At 38.9% G+C, this 22,411-nt stretch carries 22 protein-coding genes; 14 read left to right on the top strand and 8 right to left on the bottom strand.

The window, feature by feature from the left end:
- The first annotated feature begins 276 nt into the window (after window positions 1-276).
- The 8 genes from CHY_RS08040 (at window position 277) to CHY_RS08000 (ending at window position 11,096) form a co-directional block, all read left to right on the top strand.
- Window positions 277-1,671, top strand: coding sequence for a Wadjet anti-phage system protein JetA family protein (locus CHY_RS08040; RefSeq protein ID WP_338031312.1), 1,395 nt, complete (start codon window positions 277-279; stop codon window positions 1,669-1,671).
- A complete protein-coding gene (locus CHY_RS08035) occupies window positions 1,634-2,236 on the top strand; it encodes a DUF4194 domain-containing protein (protein WP_011344614.1) in 603 nt (200 codons plus the stop codon). The genes CHY_RS08040 and CHY_RS08035 overlap by 38 nt, the downstream gene beginning before the upstream one ends.
- Window positions 2,226-5,531, top strand: a complete 3,306-nt coding sequence (locus CHY_RS08030) for an ATP-binding protein (RefSeq protein WP_011344613.1) — start codon at window positions 2,226-2,228, stop codon at window positions 5,529-5,531. The genes CHY_RS08035 and CHY_RS08030 overlap by 11 nt, the downstream gene beginning before the upstream one ends.
- On the top strand, window positions 5,512-6,672 hold the full coding sequence (locus CHY_RS08025; RefSeq protein ID WP_041537721.1) for a DUF2220 domain-containing protein: 1,161 nt from the start codon (window positions 5,512-5,514) through the stop codon (window positions 6,670-6,672). The genes CHY_RS08030 and CHY_RS08025 overlap by 20 nt, the downstream gene beginning before the upstream one ends.
- A 67-nt stretch (window positions 6,673-6,739) precedes the next feature.
- Window positions 6,740-7,597: a HEPN domain-containing protein gene (locus CHY_RS13010; protein WP_011344611.1), complete on the top strand. Its 858-nt coding sequence runs from the start codon at window positions 6,740-6,742 to the stop codon at window positions 7,595-7,597.
- A 600-nt stretch (window positions 7,598-8,197) separates the two neighbouring features.
- Window positions 8,198-8,659 (top strand): 4Fe-4S dicluster domain-containing protein, encoded by a 462-nt coding sequence (locus tag CHY_RS08010; protein ID WP_011344608.1) that lies wholly within the window; start codon window positions 8,198-8,200, stop codon window positions 8,657-8,659.
- Between the two features lie 12 nt (window positions 8,660-8,671).
- A complete protein-coding gene (locus tag CHY_RS08005; RefSeq protein WP_011344607.1) occupies window positions 8,672-10,561 on the top strand; it encodes an aldehyde ferredoxin oxidoreductase family protein in 1,890 nt (629 codons plus the stop codon).
- Between the two features lie 301 nt (window positions 10,562-10,862).
- The gene (locus CHY_RS08000; protein WP_011344606.1) at window positions 10,863-11,096 is read left to right on the top strand and encodes a MoaD/ThiS family protein; all 234 of its coding nucleotides are present in this window, start codon (window positions 10,863-10,865) and stop codon (window positions 11,094-11,096) included.
- 237 nt (window positions 11,097-11,333) lie between these two features.
- Here CHY_RS08000 and CHY_RS07995 read toward each other — a convergent pair whose 3' ends face one another.
- Both CHY_RS07995 and sigZ read right to left on the bottom strand, forming a co-directional pair.
- The gene (locus CHY_RS07995) at window positions 11,334-11,912 is read right to left on the bottom strand and encodes a DUF2703 domain-containing protein (RefSeq protein WP_011344605.1); all 579 of its coding nucleotides are present in this window, start codon (window positions 11,910-11,912) and stop codon (window positions 11,334-11,336) included.
- A gap of 84 nt (window positions 11,913-11,996) precedes the next feature.
- Window positions 11,997-12,557: an RNA polymerase sigma factor SigZ gene (gene sigZ, locus CHY_RS07990; RefSeq protein WP_011344604.1), complete on the bottom strand. Its 561-nt coding sequence runs from the start codon at window positions 12,555-12,557 to the stop codon at window positions 11,997-11,999.
- Window positions 12,558-12,742: 185 nt separating this feature from the next.
- On the opposite strand from sigZ, the gene CHY_RS07985 reads away from it, so the two are divergent.
- The 6 genes from CHY_RS07985 to CHY_RS12800 all read left to right on the top strand — a co-directional run bounded on the left by CHY_RS07985 (window position 12,743) and on the right by CHY_RS12800 (window position 16,379).
- Window positions 12,743-13,948 carry an iron-containing alcohol dehydrogenase gene (locus CHY_RS07985; RefSeq protein WP_011344603.1) on the top strand — a complete coding sequence of 402 codons (1,206 nt, stop codon included), beginning with the start codon at window positions 12,743-12,745 and terminating at the stop codon, window positions 13,946-13,948.
- A 183-nt stretch (window positions 13,949-14,131) separates the two neighbouring features.
- Entirely contained in the window at window positions 14,132-14,662 is a 531-nt protein-coding gene (locus CHY_RS07980) for a flavodoxin (protein ID WP_011344602.1), read from the top strand.
- Window positions 14,663-14,766: 104 nt separating this feature from the next.
- On the top strand, window positions 14,767-15,159 hold the full coding sequence (locus CHY_RS07975; protein ID WP_011344601.1) for a MerR family transcriptional regulator: 393 nt from the start codon (window positions 14,767-14,769) through the stop codon (window positions 15,157-15,159).
- Between the two features lie 198 nt (window positions 15,160-15,357).
- Window positions 15,358-15,546: a hypothetical protein gene (locus CHY_RS07970; RefSeq protein WP_041537719.1), complete on the top strand. Its 189-nt coding sequence runs from the start codon at window positions 15,358-15,360 to the stop codon at window positions 15,544-15,546.
- A 10-nt stretch (window positions 15,547-15,556) separates the two neighbouring features.
- Window positions 15,557-15,838: a LapA family protein gene (locus CHY_RS07965; protein ID WP_011344599.1), complete on the top strand. Its 282-nt coding sequence runs from the start codon at window positions 15,557-15,559 to the stop codon at window positions 15,836-15,838.
- Window positions 15,839-15,887: 49 nt separating this feature from the next.
- Window positions 15,888-16,379 carry a hypothetical protein gene (locus CHY_RS12800; RefSeq protein WP_011344598.1) on the top strand — a complete coding sequence of 164 codons (492 nt, stop codon included), beginning with the start codon at window positions 15,888-15,890 and terminating at the stop codon, window positions 16,377-16,379.
- A gap of 271 nt (window positions 16,380-16,650) precedes the next feature.
- On the opposite strand, the gene CHY_RS07955 is transcribed toward CHY_RS12800, so the two are convergent.
- From CHY_RS07955 to CHY_RS07930, 6 genes are all read right to left on the bottom strand, one after another.
- Window positions 16,651-17,766: a site-specific integrase gene (locus CHY_RS07955; RefSeq protein WP_011344597.1), complete on the bottom strand. Its 1,116-nt coding sequence runs from the start codon at window positions 17,764-17,766 to the stop codon at window positions 16,651-16,653.
- A gap of 256 nt (window positions 17,767-18,022) precedes the next feature.
- Complete coding sequence (locus CHY_RS07950; RefSeq protein WP_226986753.1) at window positions 18,023-18,817, bottom strand: DUF3800 domain-containing protein; 795 nt, start codon at window positions 18,815-18,817, stop codon at window positions 18,023-18,025.
- 108 nt (window positions 18,818-18,925) lie between these two features.
- Window positions 18,926-19,516: a restriction endonuclease gene (locus tag CHY_RS07945; protein WP_011344595.1), complete on the bottom strand. Its 591-nt coding sequence runs from the start codon at window positions 19,514-19,516 to the stop codon at window positions 18,926-18,928.
- 73 nt (window positions 19,517-19,589) lie between these two features.
- Window positions 19,590-20,405: a thermonuclease family protein gene (locus CHY_RS12795; protein ID WP_011344594.1), complete on the bottom strand. Its 816-nt coding sequence runs from the start codon at window positions 20,403-20,405 to the stop codon at window positions 19,590-19,592.
- Between the two features lie 30 nt (window positions 20,406-20,435).
- The gene (locus tag CHY_RS12790; RefSeq protein ID WP_011344593.1) at window positions 20,436-21,554 is read right to left on the bottom strand and encodes a thermonuclease family protein; all 1,119 of its coding nucleotides are present in this window, start codon (window positions 21,552-21,554) and stop codon (window positions 20,436-20,438) included.
- 23 nt (window positions 21,555-21,577) lie between these two features.
- On the bottom strand, window positions 21,578-22,342 hold the full coding sequence (locus tag CHY_RS07930; RefSeq protein ID WP_011344592.1) for a LexA family protein: 765 nt from the start codon (window positions 22,340-22,342) through the stop codon (window positions 21,578-21,580).
- Between the last annotated feature and the right edge of the window lie 69 nt (window positions 22,343-22,411).

Below are 22,411 nucleotides of genomic sequence, written 5' to 3'. Positions count from 1 at the left end.
AAATAGCACAAAAATGTCAATATAAATCGCACAAAAACAAAAATTAAAATTGGACAAATGACAACGATAAAAACCAGCCGGTGCGGCTGGTTTTTATTTAGAAAAGTTAATTTTTGCAGGTAAAGGTCGAAAGCTGGAGAATTATATAATTAAAAAACTAAAACTACATTTCTTTTGGAAATTTCCTGAGAATTTGTTATGATATAAAAAAAATCATACATTTGGGGTAAGAGAGAATGAAGTTATTTTCGGTAGTACCGGGAAAGATTTTTTGGAATACTGGCCGGGCCCAATCGGGAGATTTACGCCGATTTACTTTTACAAATCTATAAACTTTACCAGCAAACTCCTTTTCGGCTTCAGCGGGAGGATGTTATTGCTTTAATAACCGACGTTCTTGAAGAACGGGAGGATTTTGTTCCCGAAGAGGGCGAAGAGGAGATAGGAAACGCCCGGGAACGGGCCAATTTTATTTTACGAAGACTTTGTTCTGTTGATGTGGGCTGGTTTAATTTAGAAGAGGATAATGACTACCAGCAGTATGTAACGATTACCGAGCCTGCCCGGGTTATGTTAGAAGCTCTGGAGAAAATAGCCAACCGGCAAACGGAAGAATACCGTGGTTATGTTTTTGCTACTTACAGTGCATTGTGTTCTCCGGAAGCCGAATTGCAGAAAGATTTGGCTTTAGATAGCGCTTACCGGGAAACCCGGAATCTTTTAAATAGCTTAAAGACGCTAAGAGACAACATTAAAGGTTATATCAAAGAAGCGGTAAGTAAAACATCGGCAAAAGAACTTCTAATCCTTCACTTTGAAGAATATACCCAGAACATTATCGACCAGAACTACCACCGCCTGAAAACTTCCGACCATGTTTCCCGCTACCGTCCGGCAATTATTAACAAAATTAACGAATGGGAAAGCGAATATGTGGATGAAATAATAAAACTTTACCAGGAGCGGGATAAAGAAAAGCCGGAAGAAGTTATTCGGCAGGAGTTTTACGAAAAAACATCGTTTATCAGAACTGCCTACCGGGAACTTGATCTTTACCTGGAGGAGATTGACCGGTATAACGCTCTTTATGCCAAAAGTTCTTACCGGCAGCTTAAGTATCTATTGGAAACTGACCGGGATTTAACCAGGACGCTTATAGATATTTTAGATTATATCGCCGGACAGGTAATGCAAAAAGAGCTATCATTAAAAGATTATTTAGAACATGCTTTACCTGTAAAACTTAATGAATTTAAATTTTTTAACAATGATCCCCTTTATAAACCAAGAAGACCGGCCAGCGAACACCGGCCGGAACAAAAGCTTGTGGAATTACCACTGGAGAAGAAAAAAGAACTTTTAAGGAAAACCCTGGAAGAAGTAAGGGAGCGGTATTCGGTCGAGGTTATAAACGAATTTTTCCTGGAAAAAGCCCGGGGACGGGATGAAGTGGAAGCGGTAGAACTGGTAGAAAACCTGGAGGATTTTATCAAGTTAATTTATCTAAATGCGTATTTTCGCCATAAAAAAGCAGCTTATGTTATTAAAGAAGACAAGCGGCGTTTTGCTGGGGAGAAAGTGCAAAAGGGACCTTTTGCGTTTAAAAACATTAAGATTGTAAGGAAGGGAAAAAATGGAAGAGCTTCTTTTAATCAAGGATTATTCGCCTAAAACCCGGGAAGAATTTACCCGGGCGGTAAATAAATTGCTTGCGCAAAATTTTGTGATCCGGGACCTTGAAGAGGATAGAAAAGACTATTATTTTATCTACCAGCATGAAAAAGAAGTGCGAGCTTTTTTAGAGCTTGCCGGCTGGGAACTGGTGCATTTTGCAGCCCAGAGGATTTACCAGGCGGCAGGTAGCAGTGATTTTAACAAGCTTAGGTTAAATTTAGTGGAAAGTTTAGTACTCTTAATTTTACGAACCCTTTATGAGGAAAAGCGGCGGGAGCTATCTCTTGCGGAAAATCCACTGGTGACGGTGTTTGATATTCAGGAGAGATTTCGGGAACTGGGAATTAAAGATAAACCTTTGGATAAGAAATCTCTTAGAGAATGTCTTTCCCTGTTTTCCCGTTACCGGCTGATAATCCTACCAGATGGAGCACAAACTTTTCCCGAGACGAGAATAGTCTTGCTTCCAACTCTGGCGGTGGTTCTGACCGATAAAGATTTGCGGGCGTATCTGGAGAGCTTGAAGAGCGGTGATGCGGAGGGAGAAGCCGATGAAAGTTGAAAATTTTAAAGAGCTCAGGGGTATAAAGCTTATAAACTGGCATTATTTTCAAAATGAAACCATTAAACTAAAAGGGGCAACTCTTTTAACCGGGGATAACGGTTCCGGTAAATCAACCATATTGGATGCTATCCAGTATGTTCTGGTGGCGGACCAGAGGAAAGTGCGCTTTAATTCATCGGCAGGGGAAGAACATTCCAAGAGGGATTTACTGGGGTATGTGCGCTGTAAAACCGGGGCCGACGGGGCCCTGGGGAAACGGGTACTAAGAACCGGTGACGTAACTTCCGTTATCTGCCTTGAGTTTTTTGACCATAAGAAAAAGGAGCCGTTTTTGGTAGGGGTAGTAATTGATGCCTACAGCGATGATACGTTAAAAGAACAGTTTTTTATCATAAATAATGCTTCTATTAACGATGACTATTTTATCGTTGATCAGCGGCCCAGGAATATTACCGAGTTTCGCGCTAAAATGGGGTCTTTAAAAAATGCAGAGCTTTTGGCCAAAGATGCGTATAAACATCAGCTGCGGACAAAACTGGGGCACATCCATGAAAAGTTTTTCTCTTTATTTGTTAAGGCCATTTCCTTTAAATCAATTAAGGACATCCGGGAATTTGTCTATGAATATTTGTTAGAGCCCAGGGAAATCGACTTAAGAAATCTTTTAGAAAACCTGGAGCAGTATGACCGGTTTTTGGTTCTGGCCGAAGAAACCGAGAGAAAATTACACGATTTAGAAGTAATCTTAGAAAAACATAAACAGCTAAAAAAAGACATAACGACCCGGAACCTGCACCGCTACCTGGTGTTACGGGGTAATCTTGCTGATTTACAGGAGAGGTATCAAAGCCTTATTGGGAGGATGGAAGAGCTTGCCGGTGAAAAGGCAAAGCTTGAGGAAAAGCTAAACATTCTTACAAAAAGGTTGTTAGAGGTACGGGAAGAAAAGGATAATGTCAATAAAGCCCTCTGGGAAAATTCGGCATACCGGAGGTTAACGGAGATTGAGAAAGAAATTAAAGAGCTCCAAGGGGAACAAAAAAGGTTAAAAACCTTACAGGAAAAAGTTCAGACTTTTTTACAGAATGAAGCAACAATATATAAAAAATACGGTTTTAGCCAGGCAGAAATTTTAAAAGAAATGGTCTTAAATTTAAGGCTAAAAGACGTAAAAGCGCTTTTACCGGAACTTATAAACTTTCGGAAAAATTTAAAAGAACAAACGGCGCAGGAGCTATACCGGATAGAAGCCGAGATTTCTACTAAAAAGGCCTTAAAACAGGAAATCGAAGAAATTCTTGAAGGATTAAAGCAAAACAAGCATACCTATCCTCCGGAAGTAGGGGCGTTAATTAATCTTTTAAAGGAAAAGTTTCGGGAAGAAGCGAAAAAAGAAGTGGAGCCGAAAATCTTAGCGGAGTTACTTGAGGTCAAGGATGAACGCTGGCAGAATGCGGTGGAGGGATATTTAAATACCCAGAGGTTTGATATCATCCTGCCGCCGGAGGATTTTGACCGGGCCCTTGCCATTTACGAGCGGTATAAAAAGGAGCGGCGAATTTCCCGGGTGGGGATTGTCAATACCGGCCGGGTGAAAAAGTATTTAGGACAAATTGAGAAAAATTCATTGGCGGAAGAAGTTACCAGCGAGAATCCCTACGCTCTGGCATATGCCCAGTTTTTAATGGGCCGGGTAATAAAGTGCGAACACGAGGGGCAGTTAAAACTTTATCCGCGGTCGATAACCCCGACCTGCATGGTTTATCAAAACCATACTGCCCGGCAAATTGATTTTAAAGTTTACGAAATTCCCTACATCGGCAGCCGCGCTATTAAAAAGCAGATCGAGAAAAGAGAACAGGACCTCAGGGAATTAGAGCAGGAACTTGATAAGTTATACAGGGAGAAGTTTAAGCTTACCGAACGCCAGGAGGAACTCTCTGGAGCACGGGATGAAAAGGACCGGGAGTATGCTCTGTTGGAGGACCGCTTGATGGAGCTTTTGAAGCTTGCGGAAATCGAAGAAAAAATAGTAAAACTTTCCCTGGAAAGGGAAAGTATCGATACTTCTGGAATTGAAGCTCTGGAAGAAAGCCTTGCCAAACTTGTGCTGGAAGAAAAAGCTCTGGAAGCAGAGAAAGATAAAGTTCAGGGACGGGTGGGAATGGTTACAAAAGAACTTGAATTTAGAGCAGGGGAAGAAAAACAGCTTAAGATGGAACTTGAATCTGCCCGGAGGGAGTACGATGAGTTTTGTTCCCAAAATCCCGATTTGGTGGGTGATGGGGAAAAACGTTTTGAGGAAGAATTAAAAGGAAAAAGCCCAGGACAAATTGCCCAGAATTTCTCAAGCAGTTTAAAAGGTCTTGAGACCAGGATTAATAATCTTCGGGCGGATTTAACGGAGCTAAGAAGTAAATTTAACCAGAAGTATGCTTTTGGCGGCAGCATAACCGGGGATGATATTACCGATTTTCTTGATTTATACAGAAAACTTGCCGAAAGTGAGCTTCCGGATTATAAAGAGCGGATGGAGCGGGCGAAAGCCCAGGCGGAGGAAGAGTTTAAATCCCATTTTGTGCATAAGTTAAAAGAAAGCATTGAAGAAGCTAAAGGGGTATTCCGGGAGTTAAATGCTGCTTTGCGGGGCATAAAATTTGGAGAGGATGAATACCGGTTCAGGTACGAAAATGCTCCGGAGTATAAAAAATACATGGAGCTTATCGATGAAGTGGATAAGTTAACTCCCGGGGAGACAAGCCTTTTTAGCGGGGTACTCCGGGAAAAGTTTAAAGAAGTAATGGACGAAATGTTTGAAGGGTTTTTACACCGGGATAAAGAGGCCGGGGAGTTTTTAAACCGCTTAACCGACTACCGGAACTACTTAACCTATGATATTGAGATTCTCCACGGTGATGGAACCACTTCTCATTACTCCAAAGTCTACGGTTTAAAGTCCGGCGGAGAAACGCAGACGCCTTTTTATGTGGCAATTGTGGCGTCTTTTGTCCAGCTTTACCGGATACACCGGGGGGACAGCACTATAAGGCTGATGCTTTTTGATGAAGCTTTTAACCGGATGGATGCCGACAGGGTGGAGTCAAGCATAAGGTTTATGAAATTTTACGGTCTGCAGCCTATTATAGCCGTGCCATCGGATAAGCTTGCTCTGATTGCTCCTCATGTGGAAACCAATTTATTGGTACTACGCGCCGGTGACCAAAGTTTTGTGGAGGAATTTTATTATGATGGCTCCAAGGAAGGGATAAGGCTTGGAAGCGCCAGCGGTTAAAAAGCTGTTAGAGGAGCTTTTGGAGAAATATGAACAGGGGAAAAGGCCGCTTATCAAAATTGCCGAAAATAACTTTCCCCGCTATTTTACCGATGGGGAGTTTAAAGCTTTGTTTCATGCAGCCCTTAAAGACTGGGAGCGGGAGGGGTTTATCACCTTAGTCTGGGAGCGGTTTGAAAAAGATAATCTTTTAAGGCATGTTAAACTAAATCCTGAAAAAGCAGAGCTTCTTTATGAAAAGCTTTCCCGGCAAAAACCTCAAGAAAAAGAAGAGCATTACCGTAAGCTTTGGGCTAATTTAAACGATTTTCCCGCATGGCTCGGGGAACTGAAAAAAGACATGTTGTTAGAGCCGTTATTTGATGACGATGCTGAAATAATGGTTACCGTATTAAATGCTCTTTCCCTGAATAACGAAGAAATACCCAAAAGGGTTTTTAGCCAGCGGTATCTGGGCGATAGTAAACTTTTTTTAAAAGTGGAGCGCAAAGTTGCCGCCCTTTTGCAAAAATACTACTTTAAAGATATTGAGGTATCCGGGGATGCCGTTTTTGCCGAGTTTGGGGTGGTCAATAACCCGGTTTACCTTCATCTTGCCGGTCCCGTTATCCTTAAATACCCCGATGGACGGCTCTTTAACCTTAAAGGGCTTAATTATGATGTAGCTTTTCCGGCCGGACTTGCCCTGCAGCTGGAAATTGCCGATTTTGCAGCTCAGCGGGTGGTGACGGTAGAAAATTTAACTTCCTATTACCAGTATGTACGAAGGTATCCTGAAGATTTAGTTCTTTATTTGGGTGGCTTTGCCGGGAAGATGGAGCGGAAATTTTTAAGGAAAATTTATGAGTATTGTTTAAATCGGGGATTTAATATTGATTTTTACCACTGGGGCGATATTGACCTGGGCGGTTTTAATATTTTTTTACATTTAAAAAGGGAAACGGGTATTCCCTTTAAGCCGCTCTGGATGGATTTGGATACTCTTTTAAAATATAAGGAACGGGGGATGAAGCTTTCGGAAAGCTACCGGCGTAAACTTACTAAAGCCCTGGAAGACCCGGTTTATCAGGATTTTAGGATGGTTATTGAAATGATGTTAGCCCTAAATATCAGGCTTGAGCAGGAAGCGATTGAGCTTTAATTACTTGCTAATAAATGAAAATTATGGTAGTTTGAAGTTGAAACCACAATACTTTTGGGGTGGTTTGATGTACAAAAAATATTTTGATATTATTCTTGATAATCTTTTAAAAGAAGTAAAAGATTTTTATGGTGAAAGGCTTATTACCCTGGCGATTTTTGGTTCGGTAGGCAGAGGTACTTTCAGGCCTGATTCGGATATAGATTTACTAATTATTGCCTCGGACCTTCCTCGGGGTAGAATAGCACGAGTTGAAGAATTTTTAGAAGTTGAAAGAAAAATTGAGCCCCTTTTAAATAAATTAAAAAATGAGGGAATAGATACTTATCTTTCTCCTGTGATTAAACAAAAAGATGAAGTGTTAAAAGGAAGCCTTCTTTTTTTAGACATGATAGACGATGCAAAAATTTTGTATGATAAAGAAGATTTTTTTAAAAATTATTTAAGTTCTTTAAAGGAAAAACTCCAAAGATTGGGGACCGAAAAAATTTACCGGGGTGGAGGATGGTACTGGGTATTGAAAAAGGACTACCGGTATGGGGAGGTTATTTTAAAAGCGCAAAAACGCCTGAAAATCCTAAATGTACTTCTTGAAGAAGAAGCCTATTCAGATGTTATTCGTGAAGCCCAGGAGATTGTTGAGTTGGCGGTTAAAGGGATGCTCAGGCAGATAGGAATTGACCCGCCTAAACAACATGACGTTAGCCCTCTCCTGTCGGAGCATCAGGAAAAGTTGCCAGCTGATGTTATTTCCAATATTCCCGAGATTATGCGAATTTCTAAGTGGCTTAGAAAAGAGCGGGAATTTGCCTTTTATGGAGATATAGATTTTATTCCAACCGAAGAATATACCCTGCAGGATGCCCAAAAAGCCATAAATGATGCTATTTTTGTAGTTAAAATGGCGGAAAGGGTAATTAAATAAAAAGCCTTTGGGTTTTCGCCCAAAGGCTTTTTTGTGTATTTTAAAAGCTTAACAGCAGGTGCGGTTTTCTTAATGAATATAAGGTTGAAAAATATTTTTGATTTTTTTGAAGGAAAATTGAATTTTTTGTCGAATAAAAACTGAGAATAAGAACGATGTTTGACAATATCAAACATCAAATTTCCTGTGTTAGATATTTTCCAAGTAGAATTCTGAAAAGAAATGTTTTTCAAAATTTATGATTGAGTTATTCCTCGCATATTTGGGAAAGGAGGGAAATACAGGAATTCTAACTTTTAAGTTTGTGTTTGCTGAAGAAACGAAGTTAGTTTCCTTAAGCTTAGTTAAGGAGGTGAGTTGACGGAAAAAGGACTGGTTTGTGGAAAGGTGATCTATTCTCAATATTGTGAATTGTACGAAGCTTATTGTTATTGATGAGTATACCCCTCAGAGCTTTGTTTTTGCCTGTATGTCGTGGAGAAAAAGTCGTTACATAAAGGATATAGGTATAAGTAGAAAAGTTGTAAATGGGCAATGATGAGGGAGATGGCGGTAGAATTAAACAATAGTAAAGAGATCAGTTTTTGGAGGTGACTAAATATGGCTAAAATGTTAATGGTAGATCCTTCCTTATGTACAGGATGCCACCGTTGTGAGATGTGGTGTTCTCTAACTAAATATGGAGAGATAAATCCTTCGCGAAGTAATGTGTATGTGGTGCGTCGAGAGCCGGCGGTAGATGTGCCCGTGGTATGTATTCAATGTGGCTTATGCATAAATGTCTGTCCAACTGGAGCACTAAAACGCGATAAAAAAACAATGGCTGTAGTTGTAGATAAGGAAAAGTGTGTAGGTTGTGGTATGTGTACAAATGTTTGTCCAATTGGTGTGCTCAGAATAGATAAAGAAACAAAGATGGCTGCTAAATGTGATTTGTGTGGAGGCTCACCGGCATGTGCAGCTCATTGTCCACAGAATGCTATTCGATATGAGGTTGCAAATAAAGCTGCAGCCAAACGTCGGGAACTTTGGGCTATGGCCCATGCGGTTCGGAACAGATAGGAGGTGCTGTTTATGTGGTACGGATTTGCAGGCAAATTGTTACGGGTTAATTTGACCAGTGGTGAATTTAAGGTAGAAGAACTGGATAAGAACGAGTTACGCAAATATATGGGGTGTGTTGGTTATGCAGCCAAGCTCCTCTATCAGGAAATGCCTGCTGGCATTGGTCCTTTGGCTCCAGAAGCTAAAGTTGTATTGGCAACTGGTGCTGTAACGGGGACAAGTTGTCCCAGTGGTGGAAGCTACGAGGTATGTTATAAATCGCCATTGACTGGTACCTGGAACCAGGCAAGGTCAGGAGGAGCTTTTGGTCCAAAGCTTAAGTATGCTGGGTTTGACTTTGTGGTAATTGAAGGTAAGGCAAAAGAGCCTGTTTACATTTACATTCACGACGGAAAAGTAGAAATTAAAGCTGCTAAACACTTATGGGGCCTTAATGTAGAAGAGACTACTGATACCCTGATACGCGAACTTGATGACCCGGAAATCTCTGTAGCAACCATAGGTCAGGCGGGTGAAAACGGGGTTCTCTATGCTGCTTTGATCAATGATAGAGGACGAGCGGCCGGTCGTGGAGGTATCGGTGCGGTCTTTGGTAGTAAAAATTTGAAGGCGGTTGTGGTGAATGGCCGTGGAGGTATTAAAGTTGCCCGTCCGAAAGAATTTGCTGCGGCTATTGAGAAAGCAGAGCAATGGTTGAAGAATTATCCCTTAAGTAGTATACCTACCTTAGGTACGGTTGGTTTGGTATCATTAAATAATAGCTTAGGAATCTTGCCGACAAAGAATTTCCAAGAGACCTATTTTGAAAATGCTGATCAGATCTCCGGGGAGGTTCTAAACCGGAAATATCAAATTAAACGACGGGCTTGCTATGGCTGTAGCTTTGCCTGTGGACGGTATACTTCAGTGATGAGTGGAAAATATGCTACACCTCCTATGGAGGGCCCCGAGTATGAAACTGTAGATATGTTTGGACCAATTTGTGGGGTGGATGATCTAGAGGCAATTATTAGAGCTAATTACTTGTGTAATGTTTATGGCTTGGATACAGTAAGTACAGGTATGAGCATTGGTTTTGCAATGGAGTGCTATGAAAAGGGATTGCTAACTGAAAAGGATACGGAAGGGATGCCGTTGCGGTGGGGCGATGGAGAAGTAATGGTAAAATTAGTTGAAAAAATTGCCCACCGGGAAGGAATTGGTGAGTTTTTGGCACAGGGTGTAAAACGTATGGCTGAACAACTTGGGCCTGCTGCAGAGGAGGCAGCTATCCATGTAAAGGGACTTGAACTACCAGCTCACGAGCCACGTTCTGAATCTAAGGTTCTTGCTTTGCAGTATGCCGTCTCCCCGCGCGGAGGTTGTCATATGCACCCCAACTGGGCAAGCACATGGGACTTTGGGCAACTTGATTGCGGCATGAAAGAATTCGGGATGCCCTGGCCACCCAAAGAGATCCAGGATGAATCGCCGCAAAAGGGAGTTGCTTACCGCTACGTAGCATTACAAGGTGAAATCAGTGAAATTTTAGGAGCTTGTATTTTCTACTCGTGGGGAACTGAAGGTAGCTGTATTACACCGCAGCTGTATGCTGAGATTGTTAGCGCTCTTACTGGATGGGATGTAACAGCAGAAGAGTTAATGTTAGCAGCTGAACGCTCTTGGAATCTGAAACGCTGTTTTAATGCTCGTGAAGGCTTTACCCGGGAGCATGACAAATTGCCTAAACGTTTTACCAAGGCAATTCCGAATGGTCCAGCAAAGGGACTTAAGGTAGTAAATTTAGACGCTATGCTTGATGCATATTATGAAGCTATGGGTTGGGATAAGGCTACCGGCAATCCTACGCCTGAAAAATTAAAGGAATTGGGCTTGGAATTTGCAATCATGTCAAGTTAAATTAACAAACAACAAGTCAGTTGTTGGAGATTTATATATAGTGGCCACAGTAAGCTTCTCTTTTCAAGAGATAATCTTACTGTGGCCCTATAAGTTATCGGAGAAATTGAATACATACAATCGGCATGCTAAAACTTATATCATAGTTTAACCTGCATGTATACAAAAATTATTGCTTCCCTTGTAGAAAAATAAATTAATCGTTTATTCTGAAAAAGTGATGGGTTAAGACTTTATTTGTTTTTCGAATTATTGATTAAATTATTAGGGATTTAAGAATAAGAGGAGGTATTTACAATAAATGCAGGTTAAGGTAAAGTTGTTAGGTATTCTGTCTTTTACATATCCAGCATTTAGTAAGTTTCGATACGTTGAAATCGAGAAAGGAGAAACGGTTAGAGACCTGCAAGAAAGATTAGGATTGTCTGTAAATGAAGTTCACTTTATTTCCGTAAACGGCAAAATGGTGGAAGAGGATTATGTTTTATCTGATAAAGATGAAGTCATCTTCTTTCCTAACGTTAGCGGAGGTTAAAGAAAGCTATAGATAATATTTAAGTTTTATGAAAATGGTAAGAATATCGCTAAGGAAATGAGTACTTTTGCAAAATTAACAACTTGACGATTGTTTTTAGGTAGCACATTGTTTGCTAACTAACAAAGTTAAGATTGGCTCAGAAAAGAGCGGAAATTTAGGATTGCGGAAAGGGTGATCAAAAAAAGAAAAAAGCCTCTGGGAATGTTCCAAAGGCTTTTTTCTTTTCTTAAGAGTTTAACAGCAGTAGTTTTTTGGCTTGCTTTTTAAGCCTTCGTAAAAACGTCTTAAGTTTTCAGGCAGAACATATTTCTCCTGCTTTTCTTCTGCCCGGTGGTTTTCTTTTCCGCCGAATGCTTCTCGTAAAATAGCTTCTACAATCATTTCCTTTGGCGGGACGGTGTACTCCTGACCTTTATAAACATAGACCCGGCAGTTCACCTCATCGCCACATAAATCTCCGCAGGACTGGCAAGTATTTTCATGAACTTCAAGTTGAATATCTCGGCCATTGATGCGGATGGTGGGAGAGCTTACAAAGTGATATTTTTTTGCTAATTCTTCATTTATGACATTTATTTTATTTACAACGACCTCGATGCCCGCCAATTCTAAAACATGTTTTACATCATCAATTGCACTTTCCAGCGATTTTTCTGCCCCCTGGCACCGCACGCAAACATCAAGGTCCAGATACAAAAAGTCGATGACTAGACGCTCACGATTTTCATGGTTTTTTGAAACTTCACTACTTTCCCCGCAGCAGGTAGATTTATTTGTACAGCAGCAGTCGGTGGTATTTTTATCTTCTCCCATAGTAAATCCTCCTCCTAAAAATACATTTTTATTAATTAAGACGGTAAAAAAGAAAAAAGGACGCATCTGCCTTACGTCCTTTTTTCAACAATATTTGCAGTTTGTGTCTTTATGCTGGTAATCAATTATATTGCCAAGTCGATCAAATTCCAGGTAGCAGCAGTTTTCAAGCATGTTTTTAAGCATCTTGCGTGCTCGCTGTACTCTAGATTTTACTCCGGAAACAGAAAGACCCAGTTTTTCACTAACTTTTTTTTGGGTAAAGCCATGATATTCGGTGAGTAAAATTGCTTGGCGATACGGGTCGGGAAGATGATCAATCATATTTTTTAAGCACTGAGCAATTTCCTTATTAAATGTAGACTCAACGGGACTCGAGTAAAACACAAGGTTGTCATGGAGAAAGATAGATTTACTTTGCTTACGGTAATAGTCGATGATTGTATTTTTGGCTATTTGGTATATCCAACTTTGGAGTTTACTGCTATCGTTTAATTTATCAATGTTTTTATAAATCTTAATCATTACTTCCTGAAGAATGTCTTCCACGTCGGATTCCTGAGAAACCTGCTTTTTAATAAAATTTTTTAGAAGCTGGTAAAACTCTTTTGAGAAGTCTTCAAAAATATTAGCCAATCGAATCACCCCGTAGATTATTTCCCAATGATATTATATTACGGGTAGTGGCTGGAGTCGATTTTATGATGGTACCTGCAATCTCAGCGGCCATCCGTTATCATCTTCTATTTATACTTCAAAAGGTATTGACTTGGAGTTAACTCCAAACATTAAACTAATCTTACAAAATATTTGGGAGGGAGATGTTACCTATGATGAAATTTGAATTTTATAACCCAACCCGGCTCATCTTTGGTGCGGGTTCGCTGGCGCAGTTAGGAAAAGTGGTAAGTCCATATGGTAAAAAAGCACTGCTCGTCATTGGTGGAGGAAGTGTGAAGAAAAGCGGAGCATTTGAACGAGCGGTATCCAGCCTGAAAGCAGCGGGTGTTTCAGTGGTGGAATTCTCTGGTGTTGAGCCAAACCCACGTTTGTCAACTGTGGTTCGCGCTTCAGAACTGGCAAAAAAAGAAGAATGTGATATGGTTATAGGTATGGGTGGCGGAAGCGTCATGGATGCCTCAAAAGTAATTGCAGCCTCAGTCCTTTATGAAGGACATCCCAAAGATATGCTTGTGCGGGCAGGGAAAGCGCCCAGGCTTCCGGAGCGAGCTCTTCCTATTATCACTGTTCCTACCCTGGCGGCAACTGGCTCGGAAATGAACAACGGTGCGGTGATCACAATTGACGATGAAGGAGAAAAGCTAAAAACATTCGTTCAGGCCGAGGCTCTCTATCCTCGTGTTGCGGTGGTTGACCCTGAACTTACTGTAACAGGACCCAAGAATCATACAGCTTATGGGATTTGCGACATAATAACCCATGTGACCGAAGGATATTTTAACGGTATAGATGGGACTCCTCTTCAGGACAGATTTGCCGAGGGAGTGATCCTTACTGTCTTGGAGTGGGGGCCAAAGGCGGTTAGTGATGGAAGTGACCTGGAAGCGCGCACTCAGGTGCAGTGGGCGTCGATAGTTGCTCTCAATGGCTGGGTACAAGTAGGAACAAACGGAGCTTACCCTGTTCATATGATCGAGCACACACTTTCCGCACTCTACGATATCCCCCATGGAGCAGGGTTAGCAGTCGTGAACCCGGCTTGGATGCGCTTTGCTGCAAGATTCCGCCCCGAACGATTTGCCCAATTTGCTCAACGCATCTTTGGTTTGACAGCAACAGGCAAAGACACCTTGAGCCTTGCCATGGAAGGTATTGATAAGTTTGAAGAGTTTTTGCGTTCAATAGGTTGTCCCACGCGCCTGTCTGAGTTGGGTATTGGAGAAATTACCGAGGAAATGCTTTTCCGTTATGCGGAAGAGACGCTGAAAGTGCTTCAGGATGAAGAAGGAAGGCTTCCAGGTCGTCCCCCTCTGCGAAAGGAAGATATTGTAGAAATACTGCGTATGGCAATGTAATTAATTCAACAGGAGGAATTAACATGCAAAAGGTAGTTTTGAACAATGGTGTTGAAATGCCAATACTGGGCTTCGCCTGTTCTTATCGCATAATGATCCGGAAACTGTGAAACGGCTTGGCACGCTTAAACTTGATGTATAGTTGGTAAATGAAAAACAGTGATTTTGAAAGGAGTGTAGGAATTGGCGTATTCAAAGATTCTTATCGCTTATTTTTCTCGTAGGGGAAATAATTATGTAGGTGGCAGGATTATGAATCTACCGATTGGGAACACAGAGGTAATAGCAAAAAAAATACAGGAACTAACCGGTGGTGATATGTTCGAAATTAAAACGGTAAAGGCATATCCGGAAGATTATACAGAAACAACAGAAGTAGCAAAGGAAGAAAAAAGGCAGAATGCCAGGCCAGAACTTGCAAATAAGCTAGACGACATAAATTCTTACGATGTGATTTTCCTCGGCTATCCCAATTGGTGGGGAACAATGCCGATGGCTGTGTTTACATTTTTAGAGTCTTATGATTTCGCGGGAAAGACCATTGTTCCATTTTGCACACATGAAGGCAGCGGAATGGGAAGCAGTGAGCGCGACATCAAGAAACTTTGTCCGAATGCAAAAGTACTGCCCGGTTTAGCCATTCGAGGAAGTAATGTTAGCAAAGCAGATAAAGATATTGCAGACTGGCTTAAGAGACTCGGTTTTACTTCTTAGAGGTTTGTTTAAATAGTAGCACAATTAGTGCTACTATTTTAAAACCCTTGACTTGGAGCTAACTCAAAGTATTAGATAATATTGAACATTGGAGGTGAAGCCACATGACGATTGCAGAAGTAAGCAAAAAATTTGGCCTTTCACCGGATACACTCCGCTACTATGAGCGTATTGGACTGATTCCCAGGGTAAATCGCAACGAGAGCGGTATCCGGGATTATACAGAGGAAGACTGTAAGTGGATTGAATTCGTTAAATGTATGCGCAGCGCAGGTGTTCAAGTTGAAACGCTGGTAGAATATGTTACGCTGCTCCAGCAAGGCGACAAAACTATAGAGGCCAGAAAACAAATCCTTATCGAGCAACGGGAGAAACTTCTTTCCCGCATTAAAGAAATGGAGAGAGCGCTGGAAAGGTTAAATTTTAAAATTGAAGAATATGAGACTAAGCTTATTCCGGCAGAAAACGAGTTAAAAAGATTGGCACCTAACAGTTAGTCCTGCATTAGAACGAGGTTATTTAATCACAGTTAATCAGTTTATAGATGTTTTAGCTCAAGAAAATGGTCAAAGTTCTGGGAATAAAAATTTGGATGGTATTAACCTAAAGACTGCTGCCGAAGAAAAGTATCACAAAATATTGTCACTAGCTGGTATGATTTAGTGATATATTTGGGGGAGGAAGAAGGTTATCCGATGTTTACTTTTACTTCTTCTGCCAAATATTTGGCTTCTCGTCCATCGAAAAAATATTTAAAAACCATTGGCTATGGCATAAAAGAAACATATAATTTAACCAAGGAAGAAATTGCGGCCTATTTGCTAAAAAAGCCCGGTGTTTACGGTAACTATGAAATGGCCGAGATTATAAAACTTTTTGAGTGAGGTGCCTTTTATGTCTAAAGGACAGGCTTATTTTATTTTAGCTTTAATTTTCGCAATCTTGATTACGGTTTTTGCTTTTCAAAACCAGACAGCGGTTGCGATCAATTTTCTGGCCTGGAGTTTGCCGGAAATACCGCTGGTTTTAGTGATTTTCCTTTCAGCTCTTGCCGGAGTTGTTACGGCAATTTTACTTGGCTTTGGGGTTTATTTTAAAATGGTTCGGGAAGTTAAAGCTTTAAAAAAGGAAGTTGAAGCTTTAAAAATTTCCAATTCTAAACAGGAAAATTTATAGAAAAAATGTTTTTATGGTTGTATAATCAAAGGTAAGAGGTGATTTAATTATGGATGACCAAATTATGGTTGTTTTACAGCAAATAGCAAATGATGTTCAGGGATTAAGGCAAGAGATGCAGGGAATGAAGCAAGAAATAAAAGATTTACAGCAAGAGATGCAGGGAATGAAGCAAGAAATACAAGATGTACGGCAAGAGATGCAGGGAATGAAACAAGAGATACAAGACATAAGGCAAGAAATGCAGGGAATGAAACAAGATATTTCTAAAAATGCTACTTTAATTGAGGAAGTAAATAGAAAGCTTCAATTGCTTGCTGAAATTCAACAAGCTCATCGCGAGCAAACCGAAAGACAAATTGCGGAATTAAGAGAAGAACTAAACAAAAGAATGGATGTTATTGAATCGGTAGTTCGCGATATTGCTCAGGAAGTAAAGCAAAACCAAAAAAATATCTTCGCTTTGGCGGAGATTACAGGAACCCATGAAATGGAAATCAAGGTGATTAAAAAAGAACTGGCCCTTGCCTTGGCCAAGTAAAAAACTAAAAATCCGAGGTAGATGCCACCTCGGATTTTTTGGCTGTTTAATATATTTTTTGGAAATGGTGCCGAGAGCGGGAGTCGAACCCGCACGGGTGTTACCCCACCGGATTTTGAGTTTTATTTTTTGCTTTTTAAATGGTTTTAACAAATTTTAAAAAATCCCTATAACTCAGGAATATCAAGCACTACGACTATTTTAACTTTTTATCTTTTCACTGCATTTTTTATCTAATTTTATCTCTTGGATTTGCACTGGATTTGCAGGGTTATTTTTGGTAAATGATGTCATCAATTTTATTTGCGACTTCTTCATCCATGTCGGTTAAAACGTGCGAATATAAGTCAAGAGTGATGGCTACTGTTGAGTGGCCAAGCCTGGAGCTTGCAATTTTGGCAGGAATATTACTTTTGAGCATTAGTGTGGCGTTTGTATGTCGCAGATCATGCAGACGAATGTCTGGAAGCCCGTGCTTTTTTAGGAAATCAGAGAATTGATGGCTAAAAGTGCTTGGGTTTATCATTTCACCATTGTTTTTACAACAAATAAATCCAGTGTCTTTGTATTCATTGCCAAGCATTAGTTTAAGTTCTATTTGTTTTTTGCGGTGATTTTTTAACATGGTTAGAAGTGTTTTAGAAAGTTTCAAGGTCCTGATACTGGTTTCGCTCTTAGGTTCTTTTAAAATTAGTTTCGTGCCTGCCCGGACCAAGTTTCTTCTAATTTGGATCGTACCTTCTTCCCAATTAACATCTTCCCACTTTAAAGCAAGCAATTCGCCGCGTCTTAGACCTAATGAAAGTGCTAAGTTTATTGGAACTTCTAAGTCAGTATCTTTTAAAGCGTTTAGCAAGGTTTTAATTTCTTTCAAATCAAGGATTTTTGCTTTATACTTCTTAGCTTTCGGGCTATCGACAAAGTCGATTGGGTTATTAGGGATTAATTGCAATTTCATAGCAAAGTCAAACGCTTTATGTAGTATCCGGTGGTGCTGCAATAGCGTTTTCCCTGATAACTCATCCCTTTTTGAATTGTAGTACTGCTGAATATCAATTGGCCGTACTTTTTGAAGCTCGATGTTTTTGAAAAAAGGAATAATGTGTAAATTAATAATGGCCTCGTAGCCATAAGCAGTAGTAGGTGAGAGGTTGGGACGGACATAGTTCTCTAACCAGTAATTCAAAAACTCCTTCAAGGTAATCTTTTCAGGGAATATAAAATTGTTGGTCTCTACCTTGTTTATCATTTCCGCCAAAACTTTCTCGGCCTCTTTTTTGGTTTTGAATCCTCCAATCCATTTGTATTTTTTCTTGCCGTTTTCATCCTTACCTAAGTAGAGAACGACCGAATAGTAATTGCCTCTTTTTCTTATGTGTCCGCGCAAAGTAACACCTCCAAAACAAATGTTCGAAAGAAAAGAAAATAAAAAATTCCCCACTAACAAAAAATTTAACATAAAAATTTTTCAAAAAAGAAGGATTTTTTTTGGATAATGGCGTATAATATTAATAGGCCATCTGAAACAGGGCTGTCCCTGCGTAGGATGGTCCCCATAGCCTCCAAAATAAATTGAGAATAATGGCGTCACCTGCGGAGATATAACTGTGAATTATGACACAGTTAGCCCAGGGACGCCTAATTTATTTTTTTAACTTGGTTTTTGATGTATCAAAAAGAAAGATGTTAAATCTTTTATCATTCCATTTAGTAGTAAACAATAAATCATTTCTTCCTAATTTTGATGCAATGTATTTTGCGAGTGTGAGTTTACCATTTCTGACGTTACTTTTCAAATGTTCTTTATTCCAATAGAAGCCAACTGCTCCCATTAATATATCGGCTATTTGTATAAGTCTCCTTTCTCTTGCTTCTCTACTTTCTATAGTTATTACTGGAGGCTTTACTTTTTGATAACCGAAAAACCATGAATATTTATTTATTGTACTTTCAAACTTATTATTAAGTTTTTCTTTTAACCAATTAAGTCTAAACTCTTCACAATCATCTCTAGAAGCTTTTTTTATAGGTCGATGAGCTATTCGGATGTGATATTCGTTTGATTTTTGAAGCCAGTTTAATATTAGTTGGCAATAGAGGTTATAAAAACCTTCCTCGTAATCACCTTTATAAAATTTTTCATGAGTAAAATCATAATCGTTTTTATTAACTATTAAGGTTCTAAAAAACATTATATTTTTTGAATTATATTCGAAATATAAGTCAACTAATTTTTCGTATGCTTTGAAGTACTTACTATTTGCTGATGGGGGGACTTTAGTCCATTTCATGTGCCCCATAGGATTTTTTAAGCCTAAAACATTTTGGCAAAACTTTTCGAAATCGTTTACAAAATTCCATCCTTTTTCTTTTAATATCCATATTCCACCAACTAATATATATTCAGAATTAGTTTGTCTACTTTCGTCGCAATAAATTTTGTAAATCGTAGCTTATCGCTCCTTCTTTTATATTCTTTTGGTTTTTATTTGAAGTAAAAAGTAAGTTGATTAAAATGCTCCACGTCTACTAATAAGACATAATTATTAATTATTTCTTCTATCCATAGAAAGCTTTACTAACTTATCCCTATCTATTAGCTCAACATTATTAGCCTTTGCAAGATTTACCGCATTTTCAGTGAAGTAGTTATTGGTGCAAACTGCAGCTTTTTGGCAACCATAAAATTTTACTGCTGAAATAGCCTCCTGAACGGCTTTTATTCCTACTTTGTTTTTATGTCTTTTAGCTTGGACCGCAATTTTTATATTGTCCTTTTCAATAATTAGGTCTGCTCCGTAATCAGCGGTTTTGCGGGTTCGTTTGACTTTGTAGCCATAGTCTTTAAATAATAGTTCCAGCCAGTGTTCAAACTGTTCGCCACTCATTTTATCAACATCTTTTATTCCAGATTTTTTATAAATGCTATCTATAAAGCTACTTATAAAATACTTTACAGTGAAGAAAAATACTGTAGCTATTGCTTCTACAATTAGAACAGTAATAATATCAATTCCATAATTTGCTTTTGGAAAAGTTAAATACATAATAAGTGTTAGAAAAAACATTCCAAGAAAAAAGCCACCTAATCCCCCTACAACACTTTCAATATATTCCATTAAGCTTAACGTGGGCATTGTTACCTCCTAATTAGCATATTTATTCCTGCAATTTATCTACTTTTTTCTTTAAACAAGCCAACAAGATAGTTTATTGGGGTGGATTACACACACTACAAGGCTCATATCCTTCATTAATGGCATCACCAAGACTAATTGGGATTTTACTGTATTTCAAATATCGGCACCAGCTACGATGGTATTTATGACCTGTTAATGTCACATAAACTATAATATTTTGTTTTTTAACGCTTTTATTTGAATCGGGTGGGGCATGTGGTGCTGTACTTATTGACCATATTCCTTTCTTATGAGCAAAAGCTTCAAATTCGCTTCGCGCTAATTCACTTTCATATTTTTTATTTGGCGAAGTGCTAATATATTTGCCATACCCATTTAATAAGAGAATGGCATTAACCATTTTTTTCTGTACTTCGGAATCACTTATTACATTTGGTTTAATATCCGGTATTTCTAACCAAACATAACGGAGCAAGTAACCATTGCTATCTCTATTAACAGCATCTTTTTCAAGATAAACAGTTTTACCCCATAAATCAGCTAAAGTTAACTTTGCTGGATCTTTACTGCTTAAATTTATAAGAGTATCTTCAACGGGAGCATCAATACCAATTAGTCTAACTTTCTCCTTAGCTCCATCAGGTAGCTGTACTGTAATTGTTTCACCGTCATGAATTCTGACAACTATAGCAGGAACAAATTCGGAGGTAGATTGCTGTTCTTGTTTTTGGGTTGTAGTTGTCTTATTAACGGCATTGTCTTCTTTTTCTTGAATTGTTTGGGGGTGCGTTAAGCCTATAACGTATACCAAAATAAAAAAACATAATCCAATTAATAAACTTTTTTGTTCTTTTAATGATTGTTTAATTTTTTCTATAGAACTCATCTAAATACCCCCAAGGATTTTGCCTTAAGGCTATGGATTACATACTTTACAAGGAACATATCCGGCATTTATAGCTGCTTCTCTCGATTTAAAGTAAACCCTATTAGAAGGTGCAATTTTTTTAGCCCAGCGGCAGTCCTCGTAATGGAATTTCCTACTATTTTTATTTCCGACATACTGAATAGCTAAGCTAATATCTTCTTCTTGAGTTGGTGAAATTCCCCAAAGTCCTTTTTCGGCTTCTCTTGCTTCTTGTTGAAACTTGACAAAGTAATCTACATATTTTACATCCGGAGGATAAGTGGCAACTTGGGCATAACCTCCGAGCAAGAGAATGGCATTAAACATTTTTGACCTAATTTCGCTTTCACTTATTTCTTTGGGCTTTGCTAACCAAATGTAACGGAGCAATCTTCCATATTTGTCTCTTTCGCTAACGTCTTTTTCAAGGTAAACAGTTTTACCGGCCAACTTAGACTTTGTATAATTTGAAGCTTCATTGCCATATGGCTCATGTTGAATTGTGCTTTCAGGAGTGTCAACTCCGATAAACCTAACCTTTTCTTCAGAACCATTGGGAAGTCGAACATAAATAGTATCACCATCAACTACTTTTGTAACTTTAGCGGCAATTAAAGGGATAGGGGCTTGCTGATCTTGGGAGGACTGTTGAGTATTTTCATTTGTTTGTGAATTTTGGCTTTGAGGGGCTATGGTAGGTGTTTTTTCAGAGCTTATTGAATCAGTAGTGGATTGATTTTGCTGGGAGGTAGCTACAACTTCTTGTTTTGAAGTAGGCTTAGAGGCATTATTATTCGGTGCTTGCGAAGTTGGGGAATTTATTACGCTAACAAAAAAAACTAAAAAAGCAATTCCTGCTCCAGCTAACCACTTTTTCCAAAGAGGATCACGCTTAAAAGCTAAAAATATTGAGGCAATTAAACTTATTGGTAACAAAAAGACTAATGAAAAAATTGCAACAGTTTCCCAAAAATTATTAGATGATTCACGAATTATGCTAATCGCCATAACCAGGTATGTAAGATAAAAGATTGAGGCTATTATCATATTTAAAGGTTTACCACTTCTAAAACCGGGAATTTTTCTAAACCAAGGAAACTTTTCCGGTTGATCCATTTTAAAACTCATAATAAAAAAACCTCCTTTAAAATTTACTCATTGGGTTTGATCATTTTTGAAAGAGTAGCTTGTATCTCAATTAATTGTTTTACATGAATAGGTGACATTCCAAGAGATAAAGCTGTTTCAATTGTTTCAATCCAAGAATTTTCAAATTCGTCTTTAGTAATTACTAGTGAAATATAATCTGTCATTGAAGGGGGATTATGGCGAACAAGCCCAGTCATAATCCCAATTATTTTGTGTTGTGGTGTAATCTCAATATCTTTGTATTTTGGGTTTGCTGACCTAAGGAAAGCTTTTCCATTTGTTTTCACATAAAATTTAAGATTCGCTTTCCAAGTTTCTTCTACAACTCCAGCAGCAACAATTTGTCCATTAGTTGCTGTTTCGCTTTGTTTGAAAAATGCAATATCTCCAGGGAAGATCCCAGCATAAATCATTGATTCTCCTTCAACTTGTAAGGCAAAATCCGCTTTTATACCTGCTGGTAATGCAATCTCCTCAATCCAATTTTCTTCAGCTAATAAAGGAATGCCTGCACGGATTGTCCCAAGTAAAGGGATAGTTTTGGTGTTTTGAATAAATTTATTACTTTCATCAGTGCGACCAAGAAGAAAATCTATTGAAACATTAAAAAAATTTGAGAGTTTAATGAGGGTATCGAAATCTGGCTGCCGTTTATTTGATTCATAAAAAGATATTGTGGATTCCCCAATTGAAAGCAATTTTGCCAATTCTGCCTGAGTTAAATCTCTTTCTGTACGCAATTGTCGAAGTCTTTGCCCGAAGTTCACCAGAATCACCTCTATTTACCAAAATTATAACATTGCAAATAGCAAAGTGATAAGATAAAAAAATTTTCT

The organism is Carboxydothermus hydrogenoformans Z-2901 (genome assembly GCF_000012865.1).
GTDB classification, from domain to species: domain Bacteria; phylum Bacillota; class Z-2901; order Carboxydothermales; family Carboxydothermaceae; genus Carboxydothermus; species Carboxydothermus hydrogenoformans.
Note: the sequence above shows the minus strand (reverse complement) of the source record. Positions and strands in the feature narration are given on the sequence as shown.

What these genes read in the sequence shown, in the direction of transcription:
- CHY_RS08010 (WP_011344608.1), top strand. Translation starts at nt 8,198, where the DNA reads ATGGCTAAAATGTTAATGGTAGATCCTTCCTTATGTACAGGATGCCAC.
- CHY_RS07985 (WP_011344603.1), top strand. Translation starts at nt 12,743, where the DNA reads ATGATGAAATTTGAATTTTATAACCCAACCCGGCTCATCTTTGGTGCG.
- CHY_RS07945 (WP_011344595.1), bottom strand. Translation starts at nt 19,516, where the DNA reads ATGCCCACGTTAAGCTTAATGGAATATATTGAAAGTGTTGTAGGGGGA.
- CHY_RS08035 (WP_011344614.1), top strand. Translation starts at nt 1,634, where the DNA reads ATGGAAGAGCTTCTTTTAATCAAGGATTATTCGCCTAAAACCCGGGAA.
- CHY_RS08005 (WP_011344607.1), top strand. Translation starts at nt 8,672, where the DNA reads ATGTGGTACGGATTTGCAGGCAAATTGTTACGGGTTAATTTGACCAGT.
- CHY_RS08030 (WP_011344613.1), top strand. Translation starts at nt 2,226, where the DNA reads ATGAAAGTTGAAAATTTTAAAGAGCTCAGGGGTATAAAGCTTATAAAC.
- CHY_RS07975 (WP_011344601.1), top strand. Translation starts at nt 14,767, where the DNA reads ATGACGATTGCAGAAGTAAGCAAAAAATTTGGCCTTTCACCGGATACA.
- CHY_RS08000 (WP_011344606.1), top strand. Translation starts at nt 10,863, where the DNA reads ATGCAGGTTAAGGTAAAGTTGTTAGGTATTCTGTCTTTTACATATCCA.
- CHY_RS12795 (WP_011344594.1), bottom strand. Translation starts at nt 20,405, where the DNA reads ATGAGTTCTATAGAAAAAATTAAACAATCATTAAAAGAACAAAAAAGT.
- CHY_RS07995 (WP_011344605.1), bottom strand. Translation starts at nt 11,912, where the DNA reads ATGGGAGAAGATAAAAATACCACCGACTGCTGCTGTACAAATAAATCT.
- CHY_RS07965 (WP_011344599.1), top strand. Translation starts at nt 15,557, where the DNA reads ATGTCTAAAGGACAGGCTTATTTTATTTTAGCTTTAATTTTCGCAATC.
- CHY_RS12790 (WP_011344593.1), bottom strand. Translation starts at nt 21,554, where the DNA reads ATGAGTTTTAAAATGGATCAACCGGAAAAGTTTCCTTGGTTTAGAAAA.
- CHY_RS12800 (WP_011344598.1), top strand. Translation starts at nt 15,888, where the DNA reads ATGGATGACCAAATTATGGTTGTTTTACAGCAAATAGCAAATGATGTT.
- CHY_RS13010 (WP_011344611.1), top strand. Translation starts at nt 6,740, where the DNA reads ATGTACAAAAAATATTTTGATATTATTCTTGATAATCTTTTAAAAGAA.
- CHY_RS07970 (WP_041537719.1), top strand. Translation starts at nt 15,358, where the DNA reads ATGTTTACTTTTACTTCTTCTGCCAAATATTTGGCTTCTCGTCCATCG.